Raw genomic sequence first — 24,691 nt, forward strand, 5'->3', positions numbered from 1 at the left:
GAGATGATCGAGGCAGTCGGCCTGACAAAGAGCTACGGCTCGAAGACGGCCGTGTACAACCTGAGCTTTTCGGTCCAACCGGGCAAAGTGACCGGGTTCCTCGGGCCGAACGGCGCGGGGAAGTCGACCACCATGCGCATGATCCTGGGCCTTGACCAGCCCACGGCGGGCGCGGTGACCATCGGCGGCTACACGTACCGGCAGCTGCCGAACGCGCCACGGCAGGTGGGCGCGCTGCTGGACGCGAACGCGAAGCACGGCGGGCGCAGTGCGCGGGCGCACCTGCTGAGCCTGGCGCAGCTGTCCGGCATCCCGGCCCGGCGGGTCGACGAGGTGCTGGGCGTGGTGGGCCTCCAGGACGTGGCGAAGCGGCGCTCGAAGGGCTTCTCGCTGGGGATGGGCCAGCGGCTCGGCATCGCCGCCGCGCTGCTGGGCGACCCGCACGTGCTGCTGTTCGACGAGCCGGTGAACGGTCTCGACCCGGAGGGCATCCTCTGGGTCCGCAACCTGATGCGGCGGCTCGCCGCCGAGGGCCGCACGATTTTCGTCTCCAGCCATCTCATGAGCGAAATGGCGCAGACTGCGGACCACTTGATCGTGATCGGCCGCGGCCAGCTGATGGCCGACCTGCCGGTGGCGGACTTCATCCGGCAGAACTCGACCGGTTTCGCCCGGGTCAGGACCGCCGAGGACACGGCGGAGCCACGCGAGAAGCTGGTGCACGCGCTGGCCGAGGCCGGCGGCCAGGTGCTCCAGGAGCAGGACGGCGCGCTGAAGGTCGTCGGCCTCGGGCTGCCGCACATCAGCGACCTGGCCCACGAGGCCGGGGCGCGGCTGTGGGAGCTGTCGCCGCACACCGCCTCCCTGGAGGAGGCGTACATGCGCATGACGCAGGGCGCCGTGGACTTCCGGTCGACGGCGGACCAGCGCAGCGGCCTCACCCAGCAGGCCCCGGCCGCGGCATGGCAACCGCAGCAGGCGGCGCCCCCCGTTCCGCAGCAGGTGCCCGCGGGCGCCACGATGGCGCTCGGCGTCCCGGCGCAGCAGCCACCGCCCGGCGCGACCATGGCGCTCGGCGTCCCGGCACAGCAGCCACCGCCCGGCGCGACCATGGCGCTCGGCGTCCCGGCACAGCAGCCGGCCGCACCCCCACAGCAACAACCCCCCGGCACCATGACCCTCGGCACCCCCGTCCAACCCCCCGCCACACCCCCACAGCAACAACCCCCCGGCACCATGACCCTCGGCACCCCCGTCCAACCGCCGGCCGCGCAGCCCGCTGCACAGCAGCAGCCGCCGCAGCCGCCGCAGCCGCCGCAGCCGCAGCCGTCCGCCCCGTCCAGCTCCGAGGATGCCCGATGACCGCCCCGGCCCAGATGCCGCCCCCGCCGCCCGCCCCCGGCTACGCCTCGCCGATTCCGGTGGTGCGCACACACCTCGGGCACGCGCTCGCCTCGGAGTGGACCAAGATCAAGTCGGTCCGCTCCACCGTGTGGACCCTCGTCCTGATGTTCGTCGTCACCGTCGGCATCGGGCTGCTCTTCGCCGTCGCCCTCGCCAGTGACGACTACGTCGGCTGGCCGCTGCTCGCGGGCGGCTTCTTCGGCGTGATGCTCGGTCAGTTGTGCATCATGACCCTGGGCGTGCTCGTCATCTCCTCCGAGTACGGCACCGGCATGATGCGCACGACCCTCACCGCCTGCCCGCACCGCGGGCGCGTGCTGCTGGCCAAGACGGTGGTCTTCTTCTCCCTCGCGTTCGTCATGACGCTCGTGGCGACCACGCTGACCAGCCTGATCCACTCCTCCCTCCTCGGTGACCAGGACATCCCGCACTACGCGGTGCAGGACCCGTACATGGAGGGCTCGATCGAGAACGGCGAGCTCGTCGCCACCGCGGGCCACTGGATGGGGGCGACCGTCGGCGCGTCTCTGTACGTCTCGCTGCTCGGCGTGCTCGGCCTGGCCCTCGGCGCGCTCCTGCGGCACTCCGCCGGGGCGATCACCACGCTGATCGGGCTGGTCCTGCTGCCGTTGATCGCCGCGATGTTCATGGTCGGCGACAGCATGGAGACGGCCCGCGAAAAGCTGATCGAGTATTCCCTGCTGAACGGGCTCGCGTCGCTCTACCGGCTGCCGATGGAGGGCGATGACACGGCCACCGGCTGGCCGCTGCTCGGCATGCTCGCCGGCATCACGGTGGCGGCCCTCATCGGCGCCTACGCGCGCCTGACGTCGACGGACGCCTGAGGCCGCTCAGTAGCGTGGGGCGTTCCGCGAGCGCAGGGGGCGTGCGCCTCTGCGGTCACGGGCGTTCCAGCATGGGCCGTGCCAGTGCCTGCGGTCGTCGACGGCGCCCGCCCGCGGCCAGGTGACGACGTGCGGCACGCCGGGCGGGATCTCCTGGTCGCAGCCGGGGCACCGGTAGTGCTTGGCCGCCGCGCCGCCCGTTATGGGCCGGACGACCCACTCCTCGCCCTGCCACAGGTCGGACCGCTCGATGCCGTAGTCGGCCCCGCGGGCGCCGGGCGGCGGCCCCGCGGCGCGCGGGCGGTTACGACGAGGGGACACGGATACACCTCGGAGGTCCGACGGCAAGCTGTTTTTTGAGTCTACGCGTCGGCCCATCCCGGCCACCTGCCTGATCATCCGAAGAAATTGCCGCTGGCCCGTGCCTCCGGCACGTGTCCTGCGTTAGTGCCCACGAAAGAACGGGGCAGGCACACCCCGACGACCACGGTGAGAGGGGCCACGGCAATGGGGCCGATGCGGATTGGGACATTTGTGCTGGCTGGTCAGTACCCGGGGCAGAGCGACCGCGAAGCACTGCAACGGGCGCTGCGGACCGCGGAGGTGGCCGACGAGGTCGGTCTCGACTCCGTCTGGCTGGCCGAGCACCACTTCGTTCCGTACGGCGTCATCCCGTCCGCGACCACCCTGGCCGGTCTCCTCCTCGGCCGCACCGGCCGCATCGGCATCGGCACGGCCATCAGCGTACTGACCACCGCGCACCCCGTCGCCCTGGGCGAGCAGGCCGCGCTGCTGCACATGGCCTCGGGCGGGCGCTTCACGCTCGGCGTCGGGCGCGGCGGGCCGTGGGTCGACCTGGAGGTCTTCGGCGGCGGCGTCGAGGCGCTGGAAAGCGGCTTCCCCGAGTCGCTCGACCTGCTGCTGCGCTGGCTGAACGAGCCGCAGGTCGGCGCGGAAGGCAACCGTTACCGCTTCCGCGAGGTGCCGGTGGTACCCAGACCCGCGGACGCCCCGCCGGTGATCGTGGCCTGCACCTCCCCCGCCACCGTCGAACTGGCCGCGCGGCACGGCCTGCCGATGCTGCTCGGCATGCACACCGGGGACCAGGAGAAGGCGGAGATGGTCGCGCTGTGGCGCAAGGCCGCCCAGGACGCGGGGCAGTGCCCGGACGCCGACCACGTGTCGGTCGGCGTGTGCCAGGTCGCGGACAGCCATACGGAGGCGGTCGAGGTGCTGCGCCGCGCGCTGCCCGGCTGGCTGCGCCGGGGCCTGACGGCCCACCGCACCGTGGACGACCGGCCGCGTTCGATGCGCGATCCCCTGGCGTACACGGAGCTGCTGTGCGAGCTGCACCCCGTGGGGCCGCCGCAGCTGTGCGCGGACCGGCTGGCCGCGACGGCGGAGCGGACCGGGATCACGCGCTTCGCGCTGCTCGCCGAGGGCTCGGGCGAGCTGGTGGCCACCGAGACGAATGTGCGGCGGATCGCGGACGACGTGCTGCCGCTCCTGCCCGAGGCAGTGGCCGGAGCGGCGGCACGCCCGCGTGCCGTCAGCAGTCGCGCAGTTCGGGCGACTGGTTGAGGATCTGACCCCGGATCGAGGTGAACCGGGTGAGGGGTGCGTCGGACGACGTGGAGGCGTCGAGCGGGAAGACTGCCACCCGGTGGCAGTTCTGGAACGCGAGCCGGACGCCGAAGTGCCTTTCCAGGGCGCCCCGGATGGCGTTGCTCGCCAGGGCGCGCAGCAGCTGCCCGCGGGCCTGTTCGTCCGGCGGCGGGGTGGTGTTGTCGGCGAAGGCGCCGCCGTCCACCTTGAGCCGGGCCACCAGGTTGCTGATCATGTCCCAGGCGTAGGGCAGGGATGTTCGGACGCAGTCGACGAACTCTGCTTCGTCGACATCGCCTCGCTCGGCCTGATCGAGCAGTGCCGGTGAGACGTCGAGCGACATGGGATTCTCCTCTCGCGACCCCTGACCGGGGGTCTGGCGGACGGGCCGGAGAGCACCGCTGCCGAGCAGGACGCCGCGCGCGGCGGCACAATGCGAACGACGGTGACGCCCCCTTGGCACACGGTAAGCCGCCTGGCCCGTGCATGTCAGCGGAACGGGCACATATCTGGCCAATGCTCAATCCCGCCAATCCCACGCATAACGCTGACCCCGTGACCTTCCGCCCGTTACGCCGCGAGCCCCGCCGCCGAGTCGCCGAGCCGCCGTGGGACTTTCGTGCCATGGCGTTTCCTTCCGGGTGGCGTTTGCGCCGAACTCTCTTCAGTCCGGCCGATATGCACCTACTGTGACCGGCCTGTAGCTGGCGGGGACCCCGATCGGGAAGGTGTGCGCATGCCGGCAAGGAAACCGACCCGGGGGCGGGACAAGCCGTCGGCACGGCTCATGCTCGCCCAGGAGCTTGGCCGGCTGCGCCACGAGGCGGGCTGGTCGCTGCGCCGGCTCGCCGACAAGCTGGGCTGGGACCACACACCTGTACAAGCTGGAGAAGGGCGAGGGCCTCGGCGGGCCCGACGTCATCGCGGCCCTCGACTCCGCGTACGGGACCACGCCGCACCTGATGATGCTGTGGGAGCTGGCACGGGACGACGCCGCGCGGGAGAAGTACCGCGGCTATCTGCGCCTTGAGGCGCGGGCGCGCACGATCCACCAGTACGCGGTCGGCGTGGTGCCGCGGCTGCTCCAGACCGAGGAGTACACGCGGGAGCTGCTGCGCATGGCGCACCCGCGCGAGGCGGACCTGGAGGCGCGGGTCAGGGCGCGGCTGGCACGGCAGCTCGTCCTCACCGCGGAGAACCCCACCGACTTCCGCGCCGTGCTCGACGAGGCGGTGCTGCGCCGCCCGCTGACCGACCGGGGCGCGTGGCGGCGCCAGCTCGGCCATCTGGCGGAGATGGCCGCCCGTACGAACGTCACGCTGCACGTGCTGCCGTTCTCCGCCGGGCTGCACGGGCTGACGCACACGGAGATGGCCATGCTGTGGCTGCCCGCGGGGCGTACGGAGGTGTACACGGAGTCGGGCTGCTCGGGCGAACTCATCCGCGAGCAGCGGGAGATCGAGCGCCTGCGGACGGTCTACGACCGGGTGCGCGACCTGGCGATGCCCCCGGCCGCCACCCTCGCGTTCCTGGAACGCCTGAGGGCGGACGTGCACTGCGCGGGTCCCGTCTAGGCTGGCCTCATGCGTCTCGTCATCGCCCGCTGCTCGGTCGACTACGCCGGCCGGCTCACCGCCCATCTGCCCCTGGCACCACGGCTGATCCTCGTCAAGGCGGACCAGTCCGTCTCGGTACACGCCGACGACCGGGCCTACAAGCCCCTCAACTGGATGTCGCCGCCGTGCACGTTGAAGGAGAGCGAGGGAGAGGACGGCACCCCGGTCTGGACGGTGCAGAACAAGGGCGGCGAGAAGCTGATCATCACGATGGCCGAGGTCCTGCACGACTCCTCGCACGAGCTGGGCGTGGACCCGGGGCTGATCAAGGACGGCGTCGAGGCGCACCTCCAGGAGCTGCTGGCGGACCGCATGGAGACGCTGGGCGACGGCTGGTCGCTGATCCGGCGCGAGTACCCGACGGCGATCGGCCCCGTGGACATCCTGGGGCGGGACGCGGCGGGCGGGACCGTCGCGGTCGAGATCAAGCGGCGCGGCGAGATCGACGGCGTCGAGCAGCTGACCCGCTATCTGGAGCTGCTGAACCGCGATTCGCTGCTCGCCCCGGTGCAGGGCGTGTTCGCGGCCCAGGAGATCAAGCCGCAGGCCCGCACCCTGGCCACCGACCGCGGCATTCGCTGCGTCACGCTGGACTACGACGCGCTCCGCGGCGTCGAGGACGACAAGCTGCGCCTGTTCTGAGGCGCGGGCCGGACGGGCGGCGTCAGCCGACGCCGCCCACCGCCTTCGAGGCTGTCGGCGCGGGGTCGCCGGTGGAGGTCGGCGTCCCGCCGCCGCCCGCGGCGCCCTGGTCGGCGCCGCCTTCGGGGCCCTCGGCCGTGCCGTCATCGGCACCGCCGTCGCCGCCCTCCACGGCGCCCTCATCCGTGCCGCCCCCGGGGCCCTCGTCCGTGCCCTCATCGGCACCGCCCTCGCCGCCCTCCACAGCACCCCCCTCGTCCGCGCCGCCCCCTGGGCCCTCGGCCGCGCCCTCATCCGCGCCGCCCTCCTGTCCTCCCCCGTCGCCCGGCGGGGTGGGGTCCTCGGTGGGGGTGCCGCCCGGCGTGCCCGGGTCGCTCGGGGTGTCCTCTTCCGTGGGGTCGGGCGCCGGCTCCTCGGTGACGGGCGGCGGCGTGACGTCCTCGGCCGTGGGCGCCGACGGGGTGGCGGAGGGCGTCGGGCTCTCCTCGTCCTTCGGGGAACGGCCCGTCGGCCGCTCCGACGGAGAGGTCTCCTCCTCGGACGGGCCCTCGTCGTCGAGGCCGGCCGGTCTGGTGCGTTCGCCGTCCTCGGAACCGGATTCGCCGGAGCCGCCCGAGAGGCCGAACGCCACGACCGTGCCGAGCACCGCGAGCAGCGCGGTGCCCGCCGCGGCGGCCACGGCGTTGCGGCGCGGCCCCGGGCCGCGGCGGGCGGAGCCCGCCTGCCGCGGGATGACCTGGGTGGCGGGCTCCGTCCCGCCGGGCGGGCCCGGCGGCAGCCCGGCGGCCGGAACGGGCAGCGGCAGCGCGGCAGTCGGCACGCCGTCGGGCGGCGTCGTGGTACGCCCCGAGCCCAGGTCGTCCACGAGCGCGAGCGCGCGGCGGCCGACGACGGTACCCCCGGTGTCCGAGAGCACGCTGCGCAGCGCGGTCGACGCCTCCAGCTCGGTGCGGGCGTGGTCCAGCTGCCCCTGGATGACCGCGAGCACGCCGAGTTCATGGTGGAAGTACGCCTGCTGCGCGACCTCCCCGGCCGCGCGGGCGGCCTCCTGGCCGCTGCGCAGGACCCGCTCCCACTGGCTCCAGCGCAGCGCGGCGCCCAGCCGCGGGGCCGCGGCGCGGGCCAGCGCGGCCACGGCCGCGTCGTGCCCGGCGCGCTGCGCCGCGTGGACGGCGGCGAGGAGCGCCTCCGTCTCCGCGGCGGCCTCCTGCGTGGTGGCGGACTCGCCGAGCCACCATGCGTAGTGCTGCGCGACGGCGAGCAGGCGGTCGGCCGACCCCTCGCCGTAGCCGGCCGCGAGCAGTTCCGCGTGGATGCCGTGGGCGAGGCGGTGGCGGGTGCCGACGGCGGTGAGCAGGCCGTCGGTCACCAGCTCCGCGTGCTCGTCTGCGGCGGCGGGGAAGCCGGTGAGGGCGGGCAGCCGGGCGGGTCCTGGCACGTCGCCGCCGAGGGCGACGGCGTAGCGCAGGATCTCCTTCGCGCCCTGGGGCAGCGCCCGCGTGAGAGTGGGCACGAGGGTCGCGGCGTTGGGCAGCGGGACCGGCGTCCCCGGCGTGCGGCGCCGCAGCAGTGCCGCGGCCTGCACGAAGCGCAGCGGCAACCCCTCCGTCTCGAACCACAGGTCGGCGGCCCAGTCGGTCTCGGCCTCGTCCAGGGGGCGGCCGATGCCGAGTTCGAGCAGCTCGAGCGAGGCCGTGCGGCTGAGGCCGGCGAGGTCGACCTCCTCCAGGCGCGCCTCGCCGGTGGGCAGGGGCACGCCCGCCCTGGCGGCGATGAGGAACGCGCACTCCGGGGTCGCGTCGAGCAGGTCTTCGAGCGCGGCGCCGCCGGACTCGACGTCGTCGAGGACGACGACGGCGCCGATCTGCCGCAGTGCGGCGGCGAGTTCGGGCGGGCCGGGGCGGTGGGCGGGGGTGTGGTGCACGGCGGCGTACAGCTCGTGCATCAGGTCGGCCGTGGTCCGCCGGCAGCCGCTCAGCCGGATGACGCCGTCGGGGGCCAGCCCCGCGCAGTCCCGCGCGACGGCGTCGAGCAGCGCGGTGCGGCCGCCGCCGGCCGGGCCCGAGAGATGGACGGACCGGCCGCGGGCCAGGAGGCGGTAGAGCCGGTGCCGTTCCTCGTCGCGTTCGAGCAGGGGCGCGGCCTGCGCCGCGCCGTCCGCCCCGCCGCCGTCCGCGGGCGCGCGCCGGGGCACGATGGGGCGGCGGCCCGGTGGGCAGGACTCGATCTCGCTGCCGTCCACGGGGTTGATGGTGAGCAGAAAGTCACCCGCGACCAGCTCGACGGTCCGCGCCGAACCGTCGTCGGCTCCCCCTGCGGGGTGCGTGAGGTCCATGGTCAGTGTCTTCCGGGAGCGGTGCGGCCAGGCCGCCTGTGGGGCCAACGCTACCGTCGTGATCCGTGTGCCTCATGGCCGGTGCCGTGCAACCCGTCGGCAGATTCCGGGGATTACGGGGCAATCGTGAGGATTCGGTGGAGCCGGGTGGCCACCAGTACGCGCTGCACGTGCGGCGGCACGTCGCGCAGCACCAGGCGTCTGCCGCACCGGCCCGCCCGCCGGTGCACGCCCATGATGACGCCGAGGCCCGTGGCATCGCAGGAGTCGAGGTGCTTCAGGTCGAGCACCAGGTCTCCCTGCCCCGCGTCAACGGCGCGGTGGAGCGCCATTCTGGCGTCTGCCGCGCTGCGCACGTCCAGACGGCCGCCGACGACCAGCTCCGCGTGGTCGCCCTTGATCTGCATATACGCTCCCCGCTCCCCTGGGACGGCCGGTCGGTGACAGATGTCAACCAATGTCAATGACTGATAAATGTGACAGCTTCCTGGGCCAGGAGTTGCTGTCTGTGTTCAAACCGATACCGAAATCACCCGTGGAGGTGATCGAGTCGTGATCGGTGGGGTGCCCGGCGGGCTCAGTGGCGGTAGAAACCCCGCCCGCTCTTGCGGCCGATATCCCCCGCGTCGACCATGCGGCGCATCAGCTCGGGAGCGACGAACTTGCCGTCCTGCGTTTCGGTGTGGATGTTCTGCGCGGCGTGCAGCAGGACGTCGACGCCGGTGAGGTCGGCGGTCTCCAGCGGCCCCATGGCATGCCCGAAGCCCAGGCGGCAGGCCGCGTCGATATCCTCCGCGGTGGCCACGCCCGACTCGTACAGCCGGACCGCCTCCATCAGCAGGGCGGAGATCAGACGGGTCGTCACGAAACCGGCCACGTCCCGTTCGACCACGATGCACGTCTTGCCGGTGGACTCGGCGAACTCCCTGGCGGTGGCCAGGGTTGCGTCACTGGTCCGGTGGCCGCGGACCAGTTCGCACAGCGCCATCAGGGGCACCGGCGAGAAGAAGTGCGTGCCGATCACGCGCTCGGGGTGTGCGGTGGCGGCGGCGAGCTTGGTGATGGGGATGGCGGAGGTGTTGGAGGCCAGCACCGTGTGCTCCCCCACCAGGCCGTCGAGGGTCCGCAGCAGGTCCTGCTTGACGTCGAGCCGCTCGAAGACGGCCTCCACGACGATGTCCGCGTCGGCCGCGGCGTCCAGGTCCGTGGTCGTGGCGATCCGCGCGAGGGCGGCCCTGGCCTCGTCCTCCGACAGCTTGTCCTTGGCCACGAATCTCGCAAGGGAGGTCTCGATGCCGCTCCTGGCACGGGCGAGCGCGGCGTCGGTGACGTCCCGCAGGGTCACGTCCCACCCCGCCGCGGCGGCGACCTGGGCGATGCCTGACCCCATGAGTCCTGCCCCGATGACGGCGAGCTTCCTGGCCACGTTGATCTCCTTTGATGCGTGCCCGGCCGGGAACCTCAGACCCTAGCGAGAGCGGGGCGTTCGTGGGCGCAGAAGAGACGCGCGTCACGGTGTGACCCCCGCCCCACGGCGCGCGGTGACAGGTCGCCGCGCGCCGGAGCGCCAACGGCTCGCGCGGGCCGGAGCGTTGAGGGGTCGCGCGCGGGCGCCCGAGCGCGGTGGCACCCTGGGAGACCCGACGGACGAGGGGCGGGCGGCGGACCGATGGTGAACGAGACGGATGCGGTCCGGCGGGCCGCCGCGCTGCGGCACGGTTTTGCGTTCGACCCCCGGCACGGATACGACCTGCCGGCGCTGCGGGCCGTCGGGGCGCCGGCGACGCCGGACGGTTTCGACGCCTTCTGGCGTGCGCGGCACGCGGCGGCGCGCGCGGTCGAGGCCGCGCCGGTCGTGGGCCCGCGCGAACGCCGGGCGGCGGGGTTCGACGTGCACCCCGTCCGTTACACCTCGGTCGGCGGCCGGCGCATCGGGGGCTGGCTGACGCTGCCCTCCGACGGCCGCGTGACCCGCGGTTGCGTGGCCGCGCACGGCTATGGCGGGCTCGCGGCGCCCGAGCCCGCGCTGCCGCCGCCCGGCGCGGCGACGATCTGGCCCTGCCTGCGCGGCCTCGGCGCGCGCAGCCGCTTCCCCGACGTTCCCGAGGCGCCGGACGCACATGTGCTGCACGGGATCGAGGGGCGGGAGACCTACGTGCACGGGGCGTGCGCCGCCGATGTGTGGTGCGCGGCCTCCGCCCTGCTGACGCTGGTCCCGGCCGCCGCCGGGCGGCTGGACTTCGTCGGCGTCAGCTTCGGCGGCGGCATCGGGGCGCTCGCGCTGCCCTGGGACGAACGGTTCCACGGGGCCGCGTTGACGGTGCCGAGCTTCGGCAACCACCCGCTGCGGCTGACGCTGCCGTGCACCGGCAGCGGCGAGGCGGTGCGCGCCCGGCACGCGCGCGACCCGGCGGTGGCCGGGGTGCTGCGGTACTTCGACGCAGCCGTGGCGGCCTCGCGGATCGCGGTGCCGGTGCTGGTGGCGGCGGCGCTGTTCGACCCGGCGGTGCCGCCGCCCGGCCAGTTTGCGGTGCACAACGCGCTGGGCGGCCCGGCAAAGCTGTTCGTGCTGACGGCCGGTCACTTCGACTATCCGGCGCTCGACGCGGAGACGGCGGCGCTGCGCGCGGCGCAACACCGCTTTCTCGGCGGCGGGGACGCGCGTCCTCAGCCGGCGGCGGGGCGGCGGGCGTAGTCGCGGACCTCGGGGCTCAGCAGGGTCTCGGCGGGGTGAGCTTCTCCAGCATCGGCCGGGCGGTCTCCGCCACGGACCACGCGTCGAGCGCGCACCGGCCCGCGGTGCGGTACACAGCGCCCAGGAGTTCGCGCCCGCCGTCAACGCGGTCAGCCTGCCCGCCATGCTGCTCTCCGGCATCCTGCTGCCCATGAGCCTCGCGCCCGGCTGGTGCTCGACGCCCTCTCGCGCGCCGTCCCGTTCCGCTACCTCGTGGAAGGCGTGCGGGCGGCGTTCCTCGACGGCTGCGGGAGCACGCTGCTCGTCGGCCCGCTGGTCACCGCCGGGCTGATGGCGCTGTCCCTGGCGCTGGGCACCCGGCTGTTCTCGACGGCCGGTGCCGGACAGCCTCTAAGCTCACCGCATGGTCAACCTCACGCGGATCTACACCCGTACCGGAGACACCGGTACGACGGCGCTCGGCGACATGAGCCGCACGGCCAAGACCGACCTGCGGATCGCCGCCTACGCCGATACGAACGAGGCCAACGCCGTCATCGGCACGGCGCTGGCCCTCGGCCGGCTCCCCGACGAGGTCAGCACCGTGCTGATCCGGGTACAGAACGACCTGTTCGACGTCGGAGCCGACCTCGCCACCCCCGTGGTGCCCGACCCCGAACACCCGCCGCTGCGCGTTCTTCAGACCTACATCGACCGGCTGGAAGCCGACTGCGACCGCTTTCTGGCCGATCTTGAAAAGCTCCGCAGCTTCATCCTGCCCGGCGGCACCCCGGGAGCGGCCCTCCTGCACCAGGCGTGCACCGTGGTCCGCCGGGCGGAACGCGCCACCTGGGCGGCACTCGAAGAGCACGGCGACACGATGAACCAACTCACCGCCACGTACCTCAACCGCCTGTCCGACCTGCTGTTCATCCTGGCCAGGACGGCCAACAAGGAGGTCGGGGACGTGCTGTGGGTCCCCGGCGAGAACCGCTAGGCACGACCTGGGCGGGCCCCTGCGCCCCCGGGCGCGCGTCGGCGCGGCTCAGCTGTGTTCGACCGCGCGCTCCGGGTCGCGCTCCGGCGCCGGGGCTTTTTTCGGCCACAGCGTGTAGCTCAGCGCGATCAGCGCATGAATGCCGAGCACCCGCAGCGCCGTGCCCTGCCAGGTGCGCAGCGGACCGGTGCGGTCCCCGTCGTCGATCGCCCAGATCATGCCCTGGAGCACCGCCAGCCCGATCAGCACGCCGACCAGCGTCATCGTCCAGATCCGCCACTCGTGCCTGGCCCGCGCCATCCCGTGGCGCGGCGGCTTCGCCGGCCGCGGCGCCCCGCCGAACCGATGCGCCGCATGCCCGTCCGCCCAGCGGACCACGTAGTGCCCGTAGGCGACGGTGAAGCCGAGGTACAGGGCGGCCAGGCCGTGCGCGGCCGAGGGATCGACGCCGCGCCGCAGGTCGATCGCCGTCGCGGTCAGCAGCAGCACGTCGATCAGCGGCACGCACAGCAGCAGCGCCCCGCCGAGCCGCGGCCTGCGCAGCAGATAGCGAACGGCGAGGCCGCCGCCGAGCACGACCCAGAAGCCGATCTCGGCGGCAACGATCAGAGTGACGATCACAGCGGGCTCCTCCCCGAGGTTCGCCCTCAAGGCTCGCGTGCCCCGCGCCCCGTTCCATCGCCCCCCGCGACGATTCGCCGCACGGCGACTGCATCGTTCGATGTACGCCGCCCGACGGTGCCCGCCGGGCGCCCCCACGTGCTGTGATGGAGCCATGCTCAGCCCGCCCCGCCCGCACCGCGACGACGTGCTGATCGCGGTGGCGGGCCTGGCCGGCGGGCTGGTCGCCGTCGCCTTCGGCCTCTACACCTTCCGCGTCAACGACCCCCACGGCCCCGAGGTCATGGCCGGTCTGCTGCTGACGTGCGCAGCCGAGCTGCTGCGGCGCATCGCGCCCGGGCGCGCGCTGGCGCTCGGCGGCGCGGGGGTGGTCATCGACCTGCTGACGGGCGGGCTGCTCGCGGTCATCGTCATGTTCAGCGACCTCGTGTACGCGGCGGCGCTCTACGGCAGGGACCGCCTCGCCCGGTCCGTCGTCACGGGCAGCGTCGTCCTCACCGTGGCCATCACCGTCGGCACCCTCGCCTGGCTGCGCAAACCCGAGGCGCTGCTGCTCGGCGCGGTGTCCGCCGGCCTCACCGTCGCCCCGGCCTGGACCGGTCTGATCATCCGCAATCACCGCGACGCCGCGGCCGCGGAGCGGCTGCGCGCCGAACAGACCGCGCTGCTCGCCGAGATGGACCGGGTCCAGGCCGTGGCCGCGGAACGTTCCCGGATGGCCCGCGAACTGCACGACCGCGTCGCCAACCACCTGTCGGCCATCGCGATCCACTCCACCGCCGCACTCTCGCTGGGCGAGCCCGCCGCCACCCGCGAGGCGCTGTCGGTGATCAGGGAGAACAGCACCCAGGGCCTGACCGAGATGCGCCGCCTGATCGGGCTGCTGCGCGAGGCGGGCGGCGGCCAGGCCGTCGAGGCGTCGCCGAGCCTCGACGGCCTCGACGCGCTGCTGCGCGAGGCCGCCAGGAACGGGGCGGCCGGCGGGCTGCGCTTCAGCCGCCGCGACGAACGGCCGCCGGACGCGGCCAGGCCGCCCGCGCCGGTCGAGCTGGCCGCGTACCGCATCGTCCAGGAGTCGCTGACCAACGCGGTCAAGCACGCCGCGCCCGGCGAGGTCACGGTGACCCTCCGGCAGGACGCACAGGCCCTGCGGATCACCGTCACCAGCCCGTTCCACGAACGGACCCCCGCCCGCGCGCCCGGCTCCCGGGCCGGCCTGGTCGGCATGCGGGAACGGGTGGACCTGCTCGGCGGCACCTTCGAGGCCGGACCCGCCGCCCCCGCGTCCTGGCGGGTCGAGGCCGCACTTCCGCTCCGGGAAAGGACCCCGCAGTCATGACCATCCGGGTGCTCGTCGCCGAGGACCAGGCGGCCGTCCGCCAGGGTCTCGTGCTCATCCTGCGCAGCGCCCCCGGCATCGAGGTCGCGGGCGAGGCCGCCGACGGCGAGGAGGCCGTCCGGCTCGCCCGCGAACTCCGCCCCGATCTGGTGCTGATGGACCTCTCGATGCCGCGCCTCGACGGCGTCTCCGCCACCGGCAGGATCACCGGCGAGGGGCTCGCGGAGGTCCTGGTGCTGACGACGTTCGACTTCGACGAGTACGTCTTCGGCGCACTGCGCGCCGGGGCCGGGGGCTTCCTGCTGAAGGACAGCGACGCCGCCGCCCTGATCGACGCCGTGCGCACCGTCGCCGCGGGCGAAGGGCTGATCGCCCCTGCGGTGACCCGCCGCCTCCTCACCGAGTTCGCCCGCAGCAGGCCCGCCCCGCCGCGGACCCCCGCCGCGGACCCCGCACGTTTGTCCGGCCTCACCCCGCGCGAACGCGAGGTGCTCGCCCGGATCGGCGAGGGACTGTCCAACGCCGAGATCGCCGACCGCCTCGCGATGGCGGAGGCCACGGTGAAGACGCACGTCAGCCGCATCCTCGGCAAGCTCGGCCTGCGCAGCCGCGTCCAGGCCGCGGTGCTCGCGCAGGAACTCGGCCTGAGCCGCGAGTCCTGACCCGCCGTCGGCACAGCCGCCGTCCCCGAACGGTCGTCTCCAGCGGGTGCCCGGCGCGCGGTCGGCGAAGACTGGGGCCATGCCAGACGCAGCCGAGAAGTCATCCCGGGTCCGCGGCCCGGTCGGGGCGGCCCGCCGGGCCAGCCGCCGGCTCGCCCGCCTCACGGGACACCCGGTCGACGGGGTGTCCGCGGTGACCCGCGCGGAACACGGGTGGCACGTCAACGTGGACGTCGTCGAAGTGCCCCGCATCCCCGACACCACCAGCCTGATGGCCACCTACGAGGTCAAGATCGACGAGGAAGGCCGCCTGCTGGAGTACCGCAGAGTGCGCCGCTACCGGCGCTGCGCCACCGTCGACTGACGCCACGGCGCCCGCCGGACGAAGGAGAAGCGCCTCATGACCGTCACCCCCACTTACCGCGACGACGTGGCCTGTGTGCCGAGGGCCGGAACGCTCTATGACGTCGTCGACATCATCCTCGACCGCGGCATGGTGATCGACATCTTCGTCCGGGTCTCCCTGGTCGGCATCGAGATCCTGAAGATCGACGTCCGCGTCGTGATCGCCAGCATCGACACCTACCTCCGCTTCGCCGAGGTCTGCGACAGCCTCTGTTCCGAGGAGGACCCGCACAGCCGCCGCCTGGGCGACCTCATCGGCGGCGGCGGGCCGGCCAGGGCGGCGGTGGGCGGCAGCCTCAAGAAGGCCACGCAGAGCGTCGGCCGCAAGGCGAAGAACGTGCTGACCGGCGGCGAGGACGACGACGGCCGCGGCCGCGGCCGCAGCGAGGACGAGGGTCGCGGGAACGACCGCGGCGTGCGCCGGTCCGGCGGCGGGGCCGGCGGCGGCAAGGGCGGGAAGCGGCATGGCGGTTCCGCGCGCCACGGCGGGGACGAGGGCTGAGGCCGTGATGACCGACCACCCCGTCTACGTCTACGGCGTGATCCGCGCCGACCACCCGTTCCCCGCCGGATGCACCGGGATCGGCGCGCCACCGGCCCCGGCTCGCACGCTGCGCGCCGGGGCGCTCGCGGCCGTGGTGAGCGCCGCGCCGGACGAACTCCTCGCCCGCCGCCGCGACCTGCTGGCGCACCAGAACCTGCTGCTCGCGCTTGCCGAGGAGGGCCCGGTGCTGCCGATGCGGTTCGGCGTGGTGGCGCCGGAGGAGTCCGCCGTCGCCGACCAGCTCACCCGTTTTGAGGCCCGTTATCTCGACACGCTCGCCCGCCTCGCGGGCCGCCTGGAGATGAACCTCAAGGTGTTCCCCGCCGAGGAGGCTCTCCCCGAGCTGCTCCGCGCCGACCCCGCGCTCCGCAGGCTGCGCGAGGCGGCCAGGCGCCGGCCCGGCTACGAGGCGAGCCTGCGCCTCGGCGAGGCGGTGGCCGGTGCCCTGACCGCCGCCGCCACGCGCGCCGCCGGCCTGGTGACACGGCGGGTGGCGCCGTTCGCCGAGGCGGCGGTGCCCGGCCCCGAGGTGCCGGGCTGCGTGCGGAACACCTCGTTCCTCGTGCCCCGCGGCGCACTTGACGCGTTCAGGGCCGCGGCATCGGCCGGTATGGAACCCGCCGCACGCGCCGATGTGCGGCTGACCGGACCGCTGCCGTGCTTCAGCTTCGTGCCCGCCGAGGGCCGGGCGGCCACCGCCGCGGCGGGGAGGGCGTGACGTGGGACTGCTGTCCGGGCTGCTCCTGCTGCCCCTGGCCCCAGCCCGCGGCGCGGGCTGGCTCGCGGAGCGCGTCGCCGACGCCGCGGAACGCGAGGCGGCCGACCCGGCGCCGGTGCGCGCCCGCCTCGCGGCGCTGCACCGGGCGCTCGCCGACGGCGAGATCGGCCTCGACGCGTTCGAGGCCGAGGAGGAACGCCTGCTGCGCCTGCTCCAGCCGGACCCACCGAACGGCCCACCGAACGGAAGTAGCTGATGAACGAAGCAAGCAAGGCCGCCTTCGCCGCGGGCATCGCCGGCGGCTACCTGATGGGCCGCAGGAAACGGGCGAAGATCGCGTTCGCCGTGGCGACGTACGTCGTCGGCCGCCGCTTCCCGCTCGGCCCGCGGAAGCTGGCCGGCGAAGGCGTGCGCAAGCTGCGCGAACACCCGCAGTTCTCCGAGGTCGGCGGCCGCCTCGGCAACCGGCTCGCGGAAGCCGGCCGGACGGTCGCCTCCGGCGCGGTCGGCCGCCGCATCGAGTCGCTCACCGAGGCGGTGGAGGGGCGCGTACAGGCGCTCGACGAGCCGGAGAACGCCGGACCCGAGTCGGAGTCCGGGGACGAGGCGCGGCGGCCGGCGAAGAAGAACGGGAAGGCGGAACGTTCCGCCGTCGGCGCCGAGCGGGAGTGAAGGGCATGGAGAAGAAGACACAGCCCGGGTCCGACGGCCTGGCCGAGGGCCTGGAACGGCTCGGGACGGCCCTCATCGGCCTCGTCGAGGCCCAGGCCAAGCGCCTCGCGGACACCGCCGGGCAGAAGATCACCGACCTCGCCGGGCGCGTCGGGGAGTCGGCCGCACCCGCCGCCGCGGTGCCGAAGGCCGGGGCGGCGCTGGCCGGGCAGGGCGCCAAGCAGGCCAAGGACCGCGCCGTGGGCACGGCCAAGAAGGCCGTCGGCAAGGGCGGCGGGGATTCCGACGGCGGCGGGGGCGGGGGCGGCGAAGGCGGCAAGAGCCCCGATGCCAAGGTCACCAGCATCATCGAGACGATCGACGTCGGCGTTCCGCTGCGCGACTGCTACAACCACTGGACCAGCTACGACAACTTCAGCGACTTCATGAAAGGCGTGCAGAGCGTCGACCGCTCCGACGACACGACGAGCGAGTGGAAGCTGAAGATCGGCCCGTCCAACCGCTCCTGGAAGGCGACCGTCCAGGAACAGATCCCGGACCAGCGCATCGAGTGGCGTTCCGAGGGCGGCAAGGGCAGCACCCGCGGCGTCGTCACGTTCCACGAGGTGGCCCGCAATCTCACCCGCATCGTCGTGGTCGTCGAGTACTACCCGGCCGGATTCTTCGAGAAGACCGCCAATCTCTGGCGTGCGCAGGGCCGTCGACTGCGTCTGGACCTCAAGCAGTTCCAGCGGTACGTGACGCTGGTCGCCGAGGAGGCGCCCCCCGGCTGGCGCGGCGAGGTGCGGGACGGCGAGGTGGTACGCGGCCCCGACGAGGAGGAGAACGGGAACGGGGACGACGACGAGGATCTGGACGACGAAGACGAAGACGACGAGGACGACGAAGACGACGAAGACGACGACGAGGAGCGTGACGAACGGTGAGCGGCGCGCTCGAACCCCTGACGGCCTGCGAGCCGATCGACCCGTGCCCGCCCCGCGCGGCAAACCTCGCCGACATCCTGGAGCGGGTGCTCGACAAGGGCATCGTCATCGCCGGCGACATCAAGATCAATCTGCTCGACATCGAGCTGCTGACGATCCGCCTGCGGCTGTTCATCTCCTCCGTCGACACCGCCAAGAAGGCGGGCATCGACTGGTGGGAGTCCGAACCCGCCCTGTCCTCGCGCGCCGCGCGGGACGCGCTCGCCGAGGAGAACGCCCGGCTGCGGGAGCGCCTCACGGCGCTGGAGGACCGTTCGCGGGAACGGGAGGAGGACCGGTGAACGGCGGCGCCGTCCGCGTGTTCGCCGTCTGCGGCGGGGCGGCCACCCCGGCCCTCGCGGCCCTCGCGGGTCTGCGCGGGCACGCCGAGGGAACGGCCGTCCGCTGCCTGCGAGTCGGCGCGCTCGCCGCCGTCGTCCAGGACGTGCCCGCCGCGCAGTTCACGGCCGATGCGCTGCGCACGCACCTGTCCGACCGGGCCACGCTGGAACGGTATGCCCGCGCCCACCACGAGGTGGTGGCCGCCGTGGCCGCGGCGGGCCCCGCCGTTCCCGTTCCGCTGACCACGCTGTACGCGGACGAGGCACGGGCGCGGGCGGCCATCGCCCGCGAGAGCGCCCGGTTCCTCACGGTCCTCGACCGGGTGCGGGGCCGCGCCGAGTGGGGCGTGAAGGTGTTCGCGGTCGGCCCCGCGCCCGGCCCCGACGGCACGCCGGGCACACCCCCGCGGTCCGGACGCGCCTACCTCGACCGGCTCAGGGACCGGCAGCGCGGCCGCGAGGCGCACCGGGATGCGGTCCGGGCGGCCGTCGACCGCATCGATGCCACGCTGCGCGCGACGTCCGCCGCCGCCAGGCGGCTGCGCACGCACGGCACCGACCTCACCGGCGAGGCGCAGCCGCAGGTACTGAACGCGGCCTACCTCGTCGATGCGGACCGGTGCGACGAGCTGACCAGAGCCGTCGCGGCACTGCGCGCCGACCCGGAGTTCGGCACGCTGGTGCGCATCGAGACCACGGGCCCGTGGGCCCCGTACTCGTTCGCCGACGAGACCGACGAGACCGACGAGGCCGAAGACGCCGACCGGGGCGGAGTCGATGACGATGACGCGTGAACCGGTGCCGTGGCACGGTGCGGAGAGTGCCGCCGGGCCGCTCGGGGTGCCGTTGGTCGATCTGTTGGACCGGGTGCTCGCCACCGGCGTCGTGATCAGCGGTGATCTCGTCATCGCCATCGCCGAGGTGCCGCTGGTCCGGCTCTCGCTGCACGCGCTGCTGTCCTCGGTCAGCGACCGGGTGCCCGCCCCCTGGGGCGATGGCGGTCCGCTGTGACGGGCCCCGCCCGCGTCAACCTCGACGCCGACACGGTGGGCCGGGATCTGGCCGCGCTGGTGCTGACGGTGGTGGAGCTGCTGCGCCAGCTGACCGAGCGGCAGGCACTGCGCCGCGTGGACGCCGGGGAGCTGACGGACGAACAAGTGGAGCGGGTGGGCACGACGCTGATGCTCCTCGACGAGCGGATGGTGCAGCTCAGGGAGCACTTCGGGCTCGGCCCCGAGGACCTCAACCTCGATCTGGGCCCGCTGGGTTCCCTGCTGCCGCGCGACTGACACCCGGCCCTCGCGCGCCGGGAACGGGGGCGGAACACCCGCCCGGCGCACGCCCGTCGTGGTCCCAGGACCGCCACGACACCTTTGGTACAGACCTATTGACCTGTGGTCCAGACCTCTCTACGCTCACGGCATCTGCGGTGAGCACGCCATGACAATCGACAGCGGGCTCCTGGGGCGGCGCAGATCCTTTCGTCCCGTCCGACCGACTTGAGGAGCTCCCTTGAGATCCGCAAGAACCGCGACCCCGGCAGGGCGCGGCGGCCTGAAAACCAAGATCCTCACGGGGATCGCCGCCCTCGCCCTCCCCCTCACCGGCATCGTGGCCCTCACCGGTCCCGCCCAGGCCACCCCCGACGCCCACACCGCCGCGGCCCCCGCCGCGGCCGACACCACCGCGGCGCCGAGCAACCACGTCAACCTCGGCTACTTCGCCGAGTGGGGCGTCTACGACCGGGGCTACCACGTCAAGGACATCGTGGACTCCGGCACCGCCGACGAAATCACCCACATCAACTACGCGTTCGGCAACGTCCAGAACGGCGAGTGCACCGTCGGCGACTCCTACGCCGCCTACGACCGCGCCTACACGGCCGCCGAAAGCGTCAGCGGCGTCGCCGACACCTGGGAGCCGGGCGCGCTGCGCGGCAACTTCAACCAGCTCCGCCAGCTGAAGGAGCAGTACCCGGACATCCAGGTGCTGTGGTCCTTCGGCGGCTGGACCTGGTCGGGCGGCTTCGCCCAGGCCATGCAGGACCCGCAGCGCTTCGCGCAGTCCTGTTACGACCTGGTCAACGACCCGCGCTGGGCCGGTGTCTTCGACGGCATCGACCTCGACTGGGAGTACCCCAACGCCTGCGGCCTCACCTGCGACAGCAGCGGGCCCGAGGTCTTCGAGGAGATGATGCAGGCGTTCCGCGGTGCGTTCGGCGACCAGCTCGTCACCGCGGCGATCACCGCCGACGCCTCGGACGGCGGCAAGATCGACGCCGCCGACTACGCCGGAGGCGCCCAGTACGCCGACTACCTCGCGGTGATGACGTACGACTTCTTCGGCGCGTTCAATGCGACCGGCCCAACCGCCCCGCACTCGCCGCTGACGACGTACGACGGCATCCCGCAGCAGGGCTTCGACAGCCAGTCGGCCATAGAGAAGCTCGTCGCCCAGGGCGTCCCACCGGAGAAACTGCTGCTCGGCATCGGCTTCTACGGCCGCGGCTGGAACGGCGTCACCCAGTCGGAACCCGGCGGCACCGCCACCGGCGCCGCGCCGGGCACCTACGAGGCGGGCATCGAGGACTACAAGGTCCTCGCCGGCCGCTGCCCCGCCAACGGCACCGTCGCGGGCACCGCCTACGCGCACTGCGGCAACGAGTGGTGGAGCTACGACACCCCGGAGACCATCGCGGGGAAGATGGACTGGGCCACGAACGCGGGCCTCGGCGGCGCGTTCTTCTGGGAGCTGTCGGGCGACACCGCCGACGGCGAGCTGGTCCGCGCCATCAGTACCGGGCTGGGCTGATCTCCCTCATCACCCGGCTCCGTACGGCCGGGCAGGCGGACCGCCCCCGCCTGCCCGGTCTTTCTCGTTCGCCCTCCCGCCGGACCGCGGCGGGAGGGCGTCACGCGACGTTGACGCGCTGGCCGGGCGGCGCCGCCTCGAGCCAGGCGAGAAAACCCGTCAGCGCGTCCTCGCTCATCGCCAGCTCCACGTCGAAGCCGTCGTGACGGCAGCTGAGCACCACCGCACCCGGCAGCAGGGCCAGCTCCTCCTCGCCGTGCGGATGACGGCGCTCGCGGACCTGGATGCGGTCCCGCTGGAGGGAGCGCCGCGGACGCGGTGCGTAGGAGAAGACGCGGAACCATTCGACCTGGTCCCCGTTGTAGCGCGCCACCCCGTAGAGCCAGCCTTTGCCCTGCGACTGGTCCACGCGCGGCGGCGCGAAGCGCGCGCTACAGTCGAACGTGCCGCCGGGCCGCTGGATCAGCCGCCGCCGCACGCCGAAGCCGAGCAGGCCGAGGACGACGACGGCGAGGAGCGCGCCGCCCACCACAAGCAGTGCGAGGACCATCTCTACCGACCTCCTCGCCTCGTGGTGTGCCTACGCGCCTGGTGCAAAGTCCCCTGAGTCGTCCGTGCCCGTCAGCGTCCCGCCGTCGCGGCCCGGAGCCGGACGTCGGCGCGGCGCTCGGCCGATGCGTCCGCCTCCGCACGGGCCTGCTCCAGCGCCCGCTCCGCGCGGTCGACGTCGATCTCGTCCGCCAGCTCGGCGATCTCGGCGAGCAGCGACAGCTTACCGTCCGTGTACGAAATGAAACCGCCGTGCACCGCGGCCACGACCGTGCCCTCGCCGGTCTCACCCGTCGTGCGGACGGTGACCGGGCCCGACTGGAGGACGGCGAGCAGCGGCTGGTGGCCGGGCATGATGCCGATGTCACCCGAGACCGTGCGCGCGACGACGCGGCTGGCCCGGCCGGACCATACCTGCCGGTCCGCGGCGACCAACTCGACGTGCAGCTCAGCCACGATGGCTCCTCATCCCTTTAGTACCTGGCTTTCCGAAGAATAGTTGGCGTGCCCTGTCACGCGCGGGGCGGGGTCGTGGAAACCCCGCCCCGGACGAGTACCGCAGGCGGTGCGTCAGGAAACGCCCAGCTGCTTGGCCTTGGCCTTCAGGTCGTCGAGGCCACCGCACATGAAGAACGCCTGCTCGGGGAAGTGGTCGTACTCCCCGTCCGCGATCGCGTTGAACGCGGCGATCGACTCGTCCAGCGGCACGTCGGACCCGTCGAGACCGGTGAACTGCTTCGCCGCGTGCGTGTTCTGCGACAGGAAGCGCTCGATCCGGCGGGCCCGGCTGACCGTGAGCTTGTCCTCCTCGCCCAGCTCGTCCATGCCGAGAATCGCGATGATGTCCTGGAGATCCTTGTACTTCTGGAGAATCCCCTTGACGCGGGACGCGCACTCGTAGTGGTCCTGCGAGACGTAGCGCGGGTCCAGGATGCGGGAGGTCGAGTCCAGCGGGTCGACCGCCGGGTAGATGCCCTTCTCGGAGATGGGCCGGGAGAGCACCGTGGTGGCGTCCAGGTGGGCGAACGTCGTCGCGGGCGCCGGGTCGGTGAGGTCGTCCGCCGGCACGTAGATCGCCTGCATCGAGGTGATGGAGTGACCACGAGTCGAAGTGATGCGCTCCTGGAGCACACCCATCTCGTCCGCCAGGTTCGGCTGGTAGCCCACCGCGGAGGGCATGCGGCCCAGCAGCGTGGACACCTCGGAACCGGCCTGGGTGAAGCGGAAGATGTTGTCGATGAAGAACAGCACGTCCTGCTTCTGCACATCGCGGAAGTACTCCGCCATGGTCAGGCCGGCCAGCGCGACCCGCAGGCGGGTGCCCGGCGGCTCGTCCATCTGACCGAAGACGAGCGCGGTCTGCGGGAGAACGCCCGACTCCTCCATCTCGTCGATCAGGTCGTTGCCCTCACGCGTGCGCTCGCCGACGCCGGCAAACACGGAGACGCCCTCGTGCAGCTTCGCCACACGCATGATCATTTCCTGGATGAGCACGGTCTTGCCCACGCCCGCGCCGCCGAACAGGCCGATCTTGCCGCCCTTGACGTACGGGGTGAGCAGGTCGATGACCTTCAGACCGGTCTCGAACATCTCGGTCTTCGACTCGAGCTGGTCGAACGGCGGGGCCTGGCGGTGGATCTCCCACCGGTCGGTGATCTCCGACTCGGCCTCGGGCTCGTTCAGGATGCGGCCCAGGGTGTCGAACACGCGGCCCTTGGTCACGTCACCGACCGGCACGGTGATGCCCTTGCCCGTGTCGACGACCGGCGCCTGGCGCACCAGGCCGTCGTTCGCGCCCAGGGCGATCGTACGCACCAGGCCCTCGCCCAGGTGCTGCGCGACCTCAAGGGTCAGGGTCTTGGTCTGCCCGGCGTTGGCCGGGTCGGCGATCTCGACGTGCAGGGCGTTGTAGATCTCCGGCATCTGGTCGACGGGGAACTCCACGTCGACGACCGGACCCCTCACACCGGAGATGCGGCCCGTCGCGGTGGCCGCTTCAGCAGCAGTGGTCATGATTAGCGTTCACTTCCCGCGGTCGCGTCGGCCAGAGCGCTCGCGCCACCGACGATCTCGGAGATTTCCTGGGTGATTTCGGACTGGCGGGCCGCGTTGGCAAGGCGCCCGAGTGACTTGATCATGTCCTCCGCGTTGTCCGTCGCCGACTTCATGGCGCGCCGGGTGGCCGCGTGCTTGGAAGCGGCGGCCTGGAGCAGCGCGTTGTAGATGCGGCTCTCGACGTAACGCGGCAGGAGCGCGTCCAGCACCTGCTCCGCCGACGGCTCGAAGTCGTACAGCGGCTGCACGTCGCGGCCCTTGGCGAAGGTCTCGGCGGACTCCTCGGCCGACTTGTCCAGCGTGAGCGGCAGCAGCCTGCGCTCGCGCGGCGTCTGCGTCATCATCGACTCGAACTCGGTGAAGGCAATGTGGATCTCGTCCACGCCGCCCTCGCCCGCGTCCCGCTCGATGGCCTCGATCAGGGGCGCCGCCACGGCCTTGGCGTCGGCGTACGTCGGATTGTCGGTGAACCCGGTCCAGGACTGGGCGACGGCCCGCTCCCTGAAGGTGTAGTACGAGACGCCCTTGCGGCCGACGACGTACGTGTCCACCTCCAGGCCCCGCGCGACCAGCTCGCTGGTCAGGTGCTCACCCGCCTTGATCGCATTGCTGTTGTACGCTCCGGCCAGACCGCGGTCGGAGGTGATCAGCAGCACGGCGGCCCGCCGGGGCCGGTCGGCCTCGGTGGTCAGCGAGTGCTTGACGTCCGAGCCCTGCGCCACGGCCGAGACCGCGACGGTCAGCTCGTCCGCGTACGGCTTGGAGGCCGCCACCCTGCGCTGCGCCTTGACGATGCGCGAGGCGGCGATCATCTCCATCGCCCGCGTGATCTTCTTGGTGGCGGTGACGGACTTGATCCGGCGCTTGTACACCCGAAGCTGAGCGCCCATG

At 73.0% G+C, this 24,691-nt stretch carries 30 protein-coding genes; 20 read left to right on the forward strand and 10 right to left on the reverse strand.

Annotation, left to right across the window (positions count from 1 at the left end):
- Nucleotides 1-3 precede the first annotated feature (3 nt).
- Nucleotides 4-1,362 carry an ATP-binding cassette domain-containing protein gene (locus STBA_RS09250; RefSeq protein ID WP_077058784.1) on the forward strand — a complete coding sequence of 453 codons (1,359 nt, stop codon included), beginning with the start codon at nucleotides 4-6 and terminating at the stop codon, nucleotides 1,360-1,362.
- Entirely contained in the window at nucleotides 1,359-2,249 is an 891-nt protein-coding gene (locus STBA_RS09255; RefSeq protein WP_077058785.1) for an ABC transporter permease subunit, read from the forward strand. The genes STBA_RS09250 and STBA_RS09255 overlap by 4 nt, the downstream gene beginning before the upstream one ends.
- A 6-nt stretch (nucleotides 2,250-2,255) precedes the next feature.
- Here the strand turns inward: STBA_RS09255 and STBA_RS09260 are convergent, their stop codons facing one another.
- Nucleotides 2,256-2,570, reverse strand: coding sequence for an ATP/GTP-binding protein (locus STBA_RS09260; RefSeq protein WP_077058786.1), 315 nt, complete (start codon nucleotides 2,568-2,570; stop codon nucleotides 2,256-2,258).
- 195 nt (nucleotides 2,571-2,765) lie between these two features.
- Here STBA_RS09260 and STBA_RS09265 point away from each other — a divergent pair, with 195 nt between their 5' ends.
- Nucleotides 2,766-3,830 carry an LLM class flavin-dependent oxidoreductase gene (locus STBA_RS09265; RefSeq protein ID WP_077063205.1) on the forward strand — a complete coding sequence of 355 codons (1,065 nt, stop codon included), beginning with the start codon at nucleotides 2,766-2,768 and terminating at the stop codon, nucleotides 3,828-3,830.
- On the opposite strand, the gene STBA_RS09270 is transcribed toward STBA_RS09265, so the two are convergent.
- Entirely contained in the window at nucleotides 3,799-4,197 is a 399-nt protein-coding gene (locus tag STBA_RS09270) for an SCO5389 family protein (protein WP_077058787.1), read from the reverse strand. The two genes, STBA_RS09265 and STBA_RS09270, sit on opposite strands and share 32 nt — an antisense overlap.
- A gap of 460 nt (nucleotides 4,198-4,657) precedes the next feature.
- Here STBA_RS09270 and STBA_RS09275 point away from each other — a divergent pair, with 460 nt between their 5' ends.
- The gene (locus STBA_RS09275; protein WP_079251819.1) at nucleotides 4,658-5,428 is read left to right on the forward strand and encodes a DUF5753 domain-containing protein; all 771 of its coding nucleotides are present in this window, start codon (nucleotides 4,658-4,660) and stop codon (nucleotides 5,426-5,428) included.
- Nucleotides 5,429-5,437: 9 nt separating this feature from the next.
- A complete protein-coding gene (nucS, locus tag STBA_RS09280; RefSeq protein ID WP_077058788.1) occupies nucleotides 5,438-6,112 on the forward strand; it encodes an endonuclease NucS in 675 nt (224 codons plus the stop codon).
- A 22-nt stretch (nucleotides 6,113-6,134) separates the two neighbouring features.
- On the opposite strand, the gene STBA_RS09285 is transcribed toward nucS, so the two are convergent.
- The 3 genes from STBA_RS09285 to STBA_RS09295 all read right to left on the reverse strand — a co-directional run bounded on the left by STBA_RS09285 (nucleotide 6,135) and on the right by STBA_RS09295 (nucleotide 9,873).
- The gene (locus STBA_RS09285) at nucleotides 6,135-8,447 is read right to left on the reverse strand and encodes a hypothetical protein (protein ID WP_077058789.1); all 2,313 of its coding nucleotides are present in this window, start codon (nucleotides 8,445-8,447) and stop codon (nucleotides 6,135-6,137) included.
- A gap of 113 nt (nucleotides 8,448-8,560) precedes the next feature.
- A complete protein-coding gene (locus tag STBA_RS09290; protein ID WP_077058790.1) occupies nucleotides 8,561-8,854 on the reverse strand; it encodes an STAS domain-containing protein in 294 nt (97 codons plus the stop codon).
- Between the two features lie 170 nt (nucleotides 8,855-9,024).
- The gene (locus STBA_RS09295) at nucleotides 9,025-9,873 is read right to left on the reverse strand and encodes a 3-hydroxyacyl-CoA dehydrogenase family protein (RefSeq protein WP_077058791.1); all 849 of its coding nucleotides are present in this window, start codon (nucleotides 9,871-9,873) and stop codon (nucleotides 9,025-9,027) included.
- A 243-nt stretch (nucleotides 9,874-10,116) separates the two neighbouring features.
- On the opposite strand from STBA_RS09295, the gene STBA_RS09300 reads away from it, so the two are divergent.
- Both STBA_RS09300 and STBA_RS09305 read left to right on the forward strand, forming a co-directional pair.
- A complete protein-coding gene (locus STBA_RS09300; protein WP_077058792.1) occupies nucleotides 10,117-11,142 on the forward strand; it encodes an acetylxylan esterase in 1,026 nt (341 codons plus the stop codon).
- A 403-nt stretch (nucleotides 11,143-11,545) separates the two neighbouring features.
- A complete protein-coding gene (locus STBA_RS09305; RefSeq protein ID WP_077058793.1) occupies nucleotides 11,546-12,118 on the forward strand; it encodes a cob(I)yrinic acid a,c-diamide adenosyltransferase in 573 nt (190 codons plus the stop codon).
- 48 nt (nucleotides 12,119-12,166) lie between these two features.
- Here the strand turns inward: STBA_RS09305 and STBA_RS09310 are convergent, their stop codons facing one another.
- A complete protein-coding gene (locus tag STBA_RS09310) occupies nucleotides 12,167-12,739 on the reverse strand; it encodes a hypothetical protein (protein ID WP_077058794.1) in 573 nt (190 codons plus the stop codon).
- A 154-nt stretch (nucleotides 12,740-12,893) separates the two neighbouring features.
- On the opposite strand from STBA_RS09310, the gene STBA_RS09315 reads away from it, so the two are divergent.
- From STBA_RS09315 to STBA_RS09375, 13 genes are all read left to right on the forward strand, one after another.
- Entirely contained in the window at nucleotides 12,894-14,078 is a 1,185-nt protein-coding gene (locus STBA_RS09315) for a histidine kinase (protein ID WP_077058795.1), read from the forward strand.
- The gene (locus STBA_RS09320; protein ID WP_077058796.1) at nucleotides 14,075-14,740 is read left to right on the forward strand and encodes a response regulator transcription factor; all 666 of its coding nucleotides are present in this window, start codon (nucleotides 14,075-14,077) and stop codon (nucleotides 14,738-14,740) included. Before STBA_RS09315 ends, STBA_RS09320 begins: the two co-directional genes overlap by 4 nt.
- Nucleotides 14,741-14,819: 79 nt before the next feature.
- The gene (gvpO, locus tag STBA_RS09325; RefSeq protein ID WP_077058797.1) at nucleotides 14,820-15,104 is read left to right on the forward strand and encodes a gas vesicle protein GvpO; all 285 of its coding nucleotides are present in this window, start codon (nucleotides 14,820-14,822) and stop codon (nucleotides 15,102-15,104) included.
- Between the two features lie 36 nt (nucleotides 15,105-15,140).
- Nucleotides 15,141-15,647 (forward strand): gas vesicle protein GvpJ, encoded by a 507-nt coding sequence (gvpJ, locus tag STBA_RS09330; RefSeq protein ID WP_107485010.1) that lies wholly within the window; start codon nucleotides 15,141-15,143, stop codon nucleotides 15,645-15,647.
- A gap of 7 nt (nucleotides 15,648-15,654) precedes the next feature.
- Entirely contained in the window at nucleotides 15,655-16,407 is a 753-nt protein-coding gene (locus tag STBA_RS09335; RefSeq protein ID WP_077058798.1) for a GvpL/GvpF family gas vesicle protein, read from the forward strand.
- A gap of 1 nt (nucleotide 16,408) precedes the next feature.
- Nucleotides 16,409-16,663: a gas vesicle protein GvpG gene (locus tag STBA_RS09340; protein WP_077058799.1), complete on the forward strand. Its 255-nt coding sequence runs from the start codon at nucleotides 16,409-16,411 to the stop codon at nucleotides 16,661-16,663.
- Entirely contained in the window at nucleotides 16,663-17,079 is a 417-nt protein-coding gene (locus STBA_RS09345) for a hypothetical protein (protein WP_077058800.1), read from the forward strand. Before STBA_RS09340 ends, STBA_RS09345 begins: the two co-directional genes overlap by 1 nt.
- Before the next feature lie 5 nt (nucleotides 17,080-17,084).
- Nucleotides 17,085-18,005 carry an SRPBCC family protein gene (locus tag STBA_RS09350; RefSeq protein ID WP_077058801.1) on the forward strand — a complete coding sequence of 307 codons (921 nt, stop codon included), beginning with the start codon at nucleotides 17,085-17,087 and terminating at the stop codon, nucleotides 18,003-18,005.
- Between the two features lie 17 nt (nucleotides 18,006-18,022).
- A complete protein-coding gene (locus STBA_RS09355; RefSeq protein WP_077063206.1) occupies nucleotides 18,023-18,346 on the forward strand; it encodes a gas vesicle protein in 324 nt (107 codons plus the stop codon).
- A complete protein-coding gene (locus STBA_RS09360) occupies nucleotides 18,343-19,179 on the forward strand; it encodes a GvpL/GvpF family gas vesicle protein (RefSeq protein ID WP_077058802.1) in 837 nt (278 codons plus the stop codon). The genes STBA_RS09355 and STBA_RS09360 overlap by 4 nt, the downstream gene beginning before the upstream one ends.
- Nucleotides 19,169-19,396 (forward strand): gas vesicle protein, encoded by a 228-nt coding sequence (locus STBA_RS09365; protein WP_077058803.1) that lies wholly within the window; start codon nucleotides 19,169-19,171, stop codon nucleotides 19,394-19,396. The genes STBA_RS09360 and STBA_RS09365 overlap by 11 nt, the downstream gene beginning before the upstream one ends.
- Nucleotides 19,393-19,674: a gas vesicle protein K gene (locus STBA_RS09370; protein WP_077058804.1), complete on the forward strand. Its 282-nt coding sequence runs from the start codon at nucleotides 19,393-19,395 to the stop codon at nucleotides 19,672-19,674. The genes STBA_RS09365 and STBA_RS09370 overlap by 4 nt, the downstream gene beginning before the upstream one ends.
- 265 nt (nucleotides 19,675-19,939) lie before the next feature.
- The gene (locus STBA_RS09375) at nucleotides 19,940-21,196 is read left to right on the forward strand and encodes a glycoside hydrolase family 18 protein (protein WP_077063207.1); all 1,257 of its coding nucleotides are present in this window, start codon (nucleotides 19,940-19,942) and stop codon (nucleotides 21,194-21,196) included.
- Between the two features lie 100 nt (nucleotides 21,197-21,296).
- Here the strand turns inward: STBA_RS09375 and STBA_RS09380 are convergent, their stop codons facing one another.
- The 4 genes from STBA_RS09380 to STBA_RS09395 all read right to left on the reverse strand — a co-directional run bounded on the left by STBA_RS09380 (nucleotide 21,297) and on the right by STBA_RS09395 (nucleotide 24,690).
- The gene (locus STBA_RS09380; RefSeq protein WP_077058805.1) at nucleotides 21,297-21,746 is read right to left on the reverse strand and encodes a DUF2550 domain-containing protein; all 450 of its coding nucleotides are present in this window, start codon (nucleotides 21,744-21,746) and stop codon (nucleotides 21,297-21,299) included.
- 71 nt (nucleotides 21,747-21,817) lie between these two features.
- Entirely contained in the window at nucleotides 21,818-22,201 is a 384-nt protein-coding gene (locus tag STBA_RS09385) for a F0F1 ATP synthase subunit epsilon (RefSeq protein WP_077058806.1), read from the reverse strand.
- 114 nt (nucleotides 22,202-22,315) lie between these two features.
- Complete coding sequence (atpD, locus tag STBA_RS09390) at nucleotides 22,316-23,758, reverse strand: F0F1 ATP synthase subunit beta (protein WP_077058807.1); 1,443 nt, start codon at nucleotides 23,756-23,758, stop codon at nucleotides 22,316-22,318.
- Between the two features lie 2 nt (nucleotides 23,759-23,760).
- Nucleotides 23,761-24,690 (reverse strand): F0F1 ATP synthase subunit gamma, encoded by a 930-nt coding sequence (locus STBA_RS09395; protein WP_077058808.1) that lies wholly within the window; start codon nucleotides 24,688-24,690, stop codon nucleotides 23,761-23,763.
- Nucleotide 24,691 lies beyond the last annotated feature (1 nt).

The organism is Streptomyces sp. MP131-18 (genome assembly GCF_001984575.1).
In the GTDB taxonomy this organism is placed as follows: Bacteria; Actinomycetota; Actinomycetes; order Streptomycetales; family Streptomycetaceae; genus Streptomyces; species Streptomyces johnsoniae.

Coding starts and splice junctions, on each gene's coding strand:
- STBA_RS09250 (WP_077058784.1), top strand. CDS start 4: ATGATCGAGGCAGTCGGCCTGACAAAGAGCTACGGCTCGAAGACGGCC.
- STBA_RS09255 (WP_077058785.1), top strand. CDS start 1,359: ATGACCGCCCCGGCCCAGATGCCGCCCCCGCCGCCCGCCCCCGGCTAC.
- STBA_RS09265 (WP_077063205.1), top strand. CDS start 2,766: ATGCGGATTGGGACATTTGTGCTGGCTGGTCAGTACCCGGGGCAGAGC.
- STBA_RS09270 (WP_077058787.1), bottom strand. CDS start 4,197: ATGTCGCTCGACGTCTCACCGGCACTGCTCGATCAGGCCGAGCGAGGC.
- nucS (WP_077058788.1), top strand. CDS start 5,438: ATGCGTCTCGTCATCGCCCGCTGCTCGGTCGACTACGCCGGCCGGCTC.
- STBA_RS09285 (WP_077058789.1), bottom strand. CDS start 8,447: ATGGACCTCACGCACCCCGCAGGGGGAGCCGACGACGGTTCGGCGCGG.
- STBA_RS09290 (WP_077058790.1), bottom strand. CDS start 8,854: ATGCAGATCAAGGGCGACCACGCGGAGCTGGTCGTCGGCGGCCGTCTG.
- STBA_RS09300 (WP_077058792.1), top strand. CDS start 10,117: ATGGTGAACGAGACGGATGCGGTCCGGCGGGCCGCCGCGCTGCGGCAC.
- STBA_RS09305 (WP_077058793.1), top strand. CDS start 11,546: ATGGTCAACCTCACGCGGATCTACACCCGTACCGGAGACACCGGTACG.
- STBA_RS09315 (WP_077058795.1), top strand. CDS start 12,894: ATGCTCAGCCCGCCCCGCCCGCACCGCGACGACGTGCTGATCGCGGTG.
- STBA_RS09320 (WP_077058796.1), top strand. CDS start 14,075: ATGACCATCCGGGTGCTCGTCGCCGAGGACCAGGCGGCCGTCCGCCAG.
- gvpO (WP_077058797.1), top strand. CDS start 14,820: ATGCCAGACGCAGCCGAGAAGTCATCCCGGGTCCGCGGCCCGGTCGGG.
- gvpJ (WP_107485010.1), top strand. CDS start 15,141: ATGACCGTCACCCCCACTTACCGCGACGACGTGGCCTGTGTGCCGAGG.
- STBA_RS09335 (WP_077058798.1), top strand. CDS start 15,655: ATGACCGACCACCCCGTCTACGTCTACGGCGTGATCCGCGCCGACCAC.
- STBA_RS09345 (WP_077058800.1), top strand. CDS start 16,663: ATGAACGAAGCAAGCAAGGCCGCCTTCGCCGCGGGCATCGCCGGCGGC.
- STBA_RS09350 (WP_077058801.1), top strand. CDS start 17,085: ATGGAGAAGAAGACACAGCCCGGGTCCGACGGCCTGGCCGAGGGCCTG.
- STBA_RS09365 (WP_077058803.1), top strand. CDS start 19,169: ATGACGCGTGAACCGGTGCCGTGGCACGGTGCGGAGAGTGCCGCCGGG.
- STBA_RS09380 (WP_077058805.1), bottom strand. CDS start 21,746: ATGGTCCTCGCACTGCTTGTGGTGGGCGGCGCGCTCCTCGCCGTCGTC.
- atpD (WP_077058807.1), bottom strand. CDS start 23,758: ATGACCACTGCTGCTGAAGCGGCCACCGCGACGGGCCGCATCTCCGGT.
- STBA_RS09395 (WP_077058808.1), bottom strand. CDS start 24,690: ATGGGCGCTCAGCTTCGGGTGTACAAGCGCCGGATCAAGTCCGTCACC.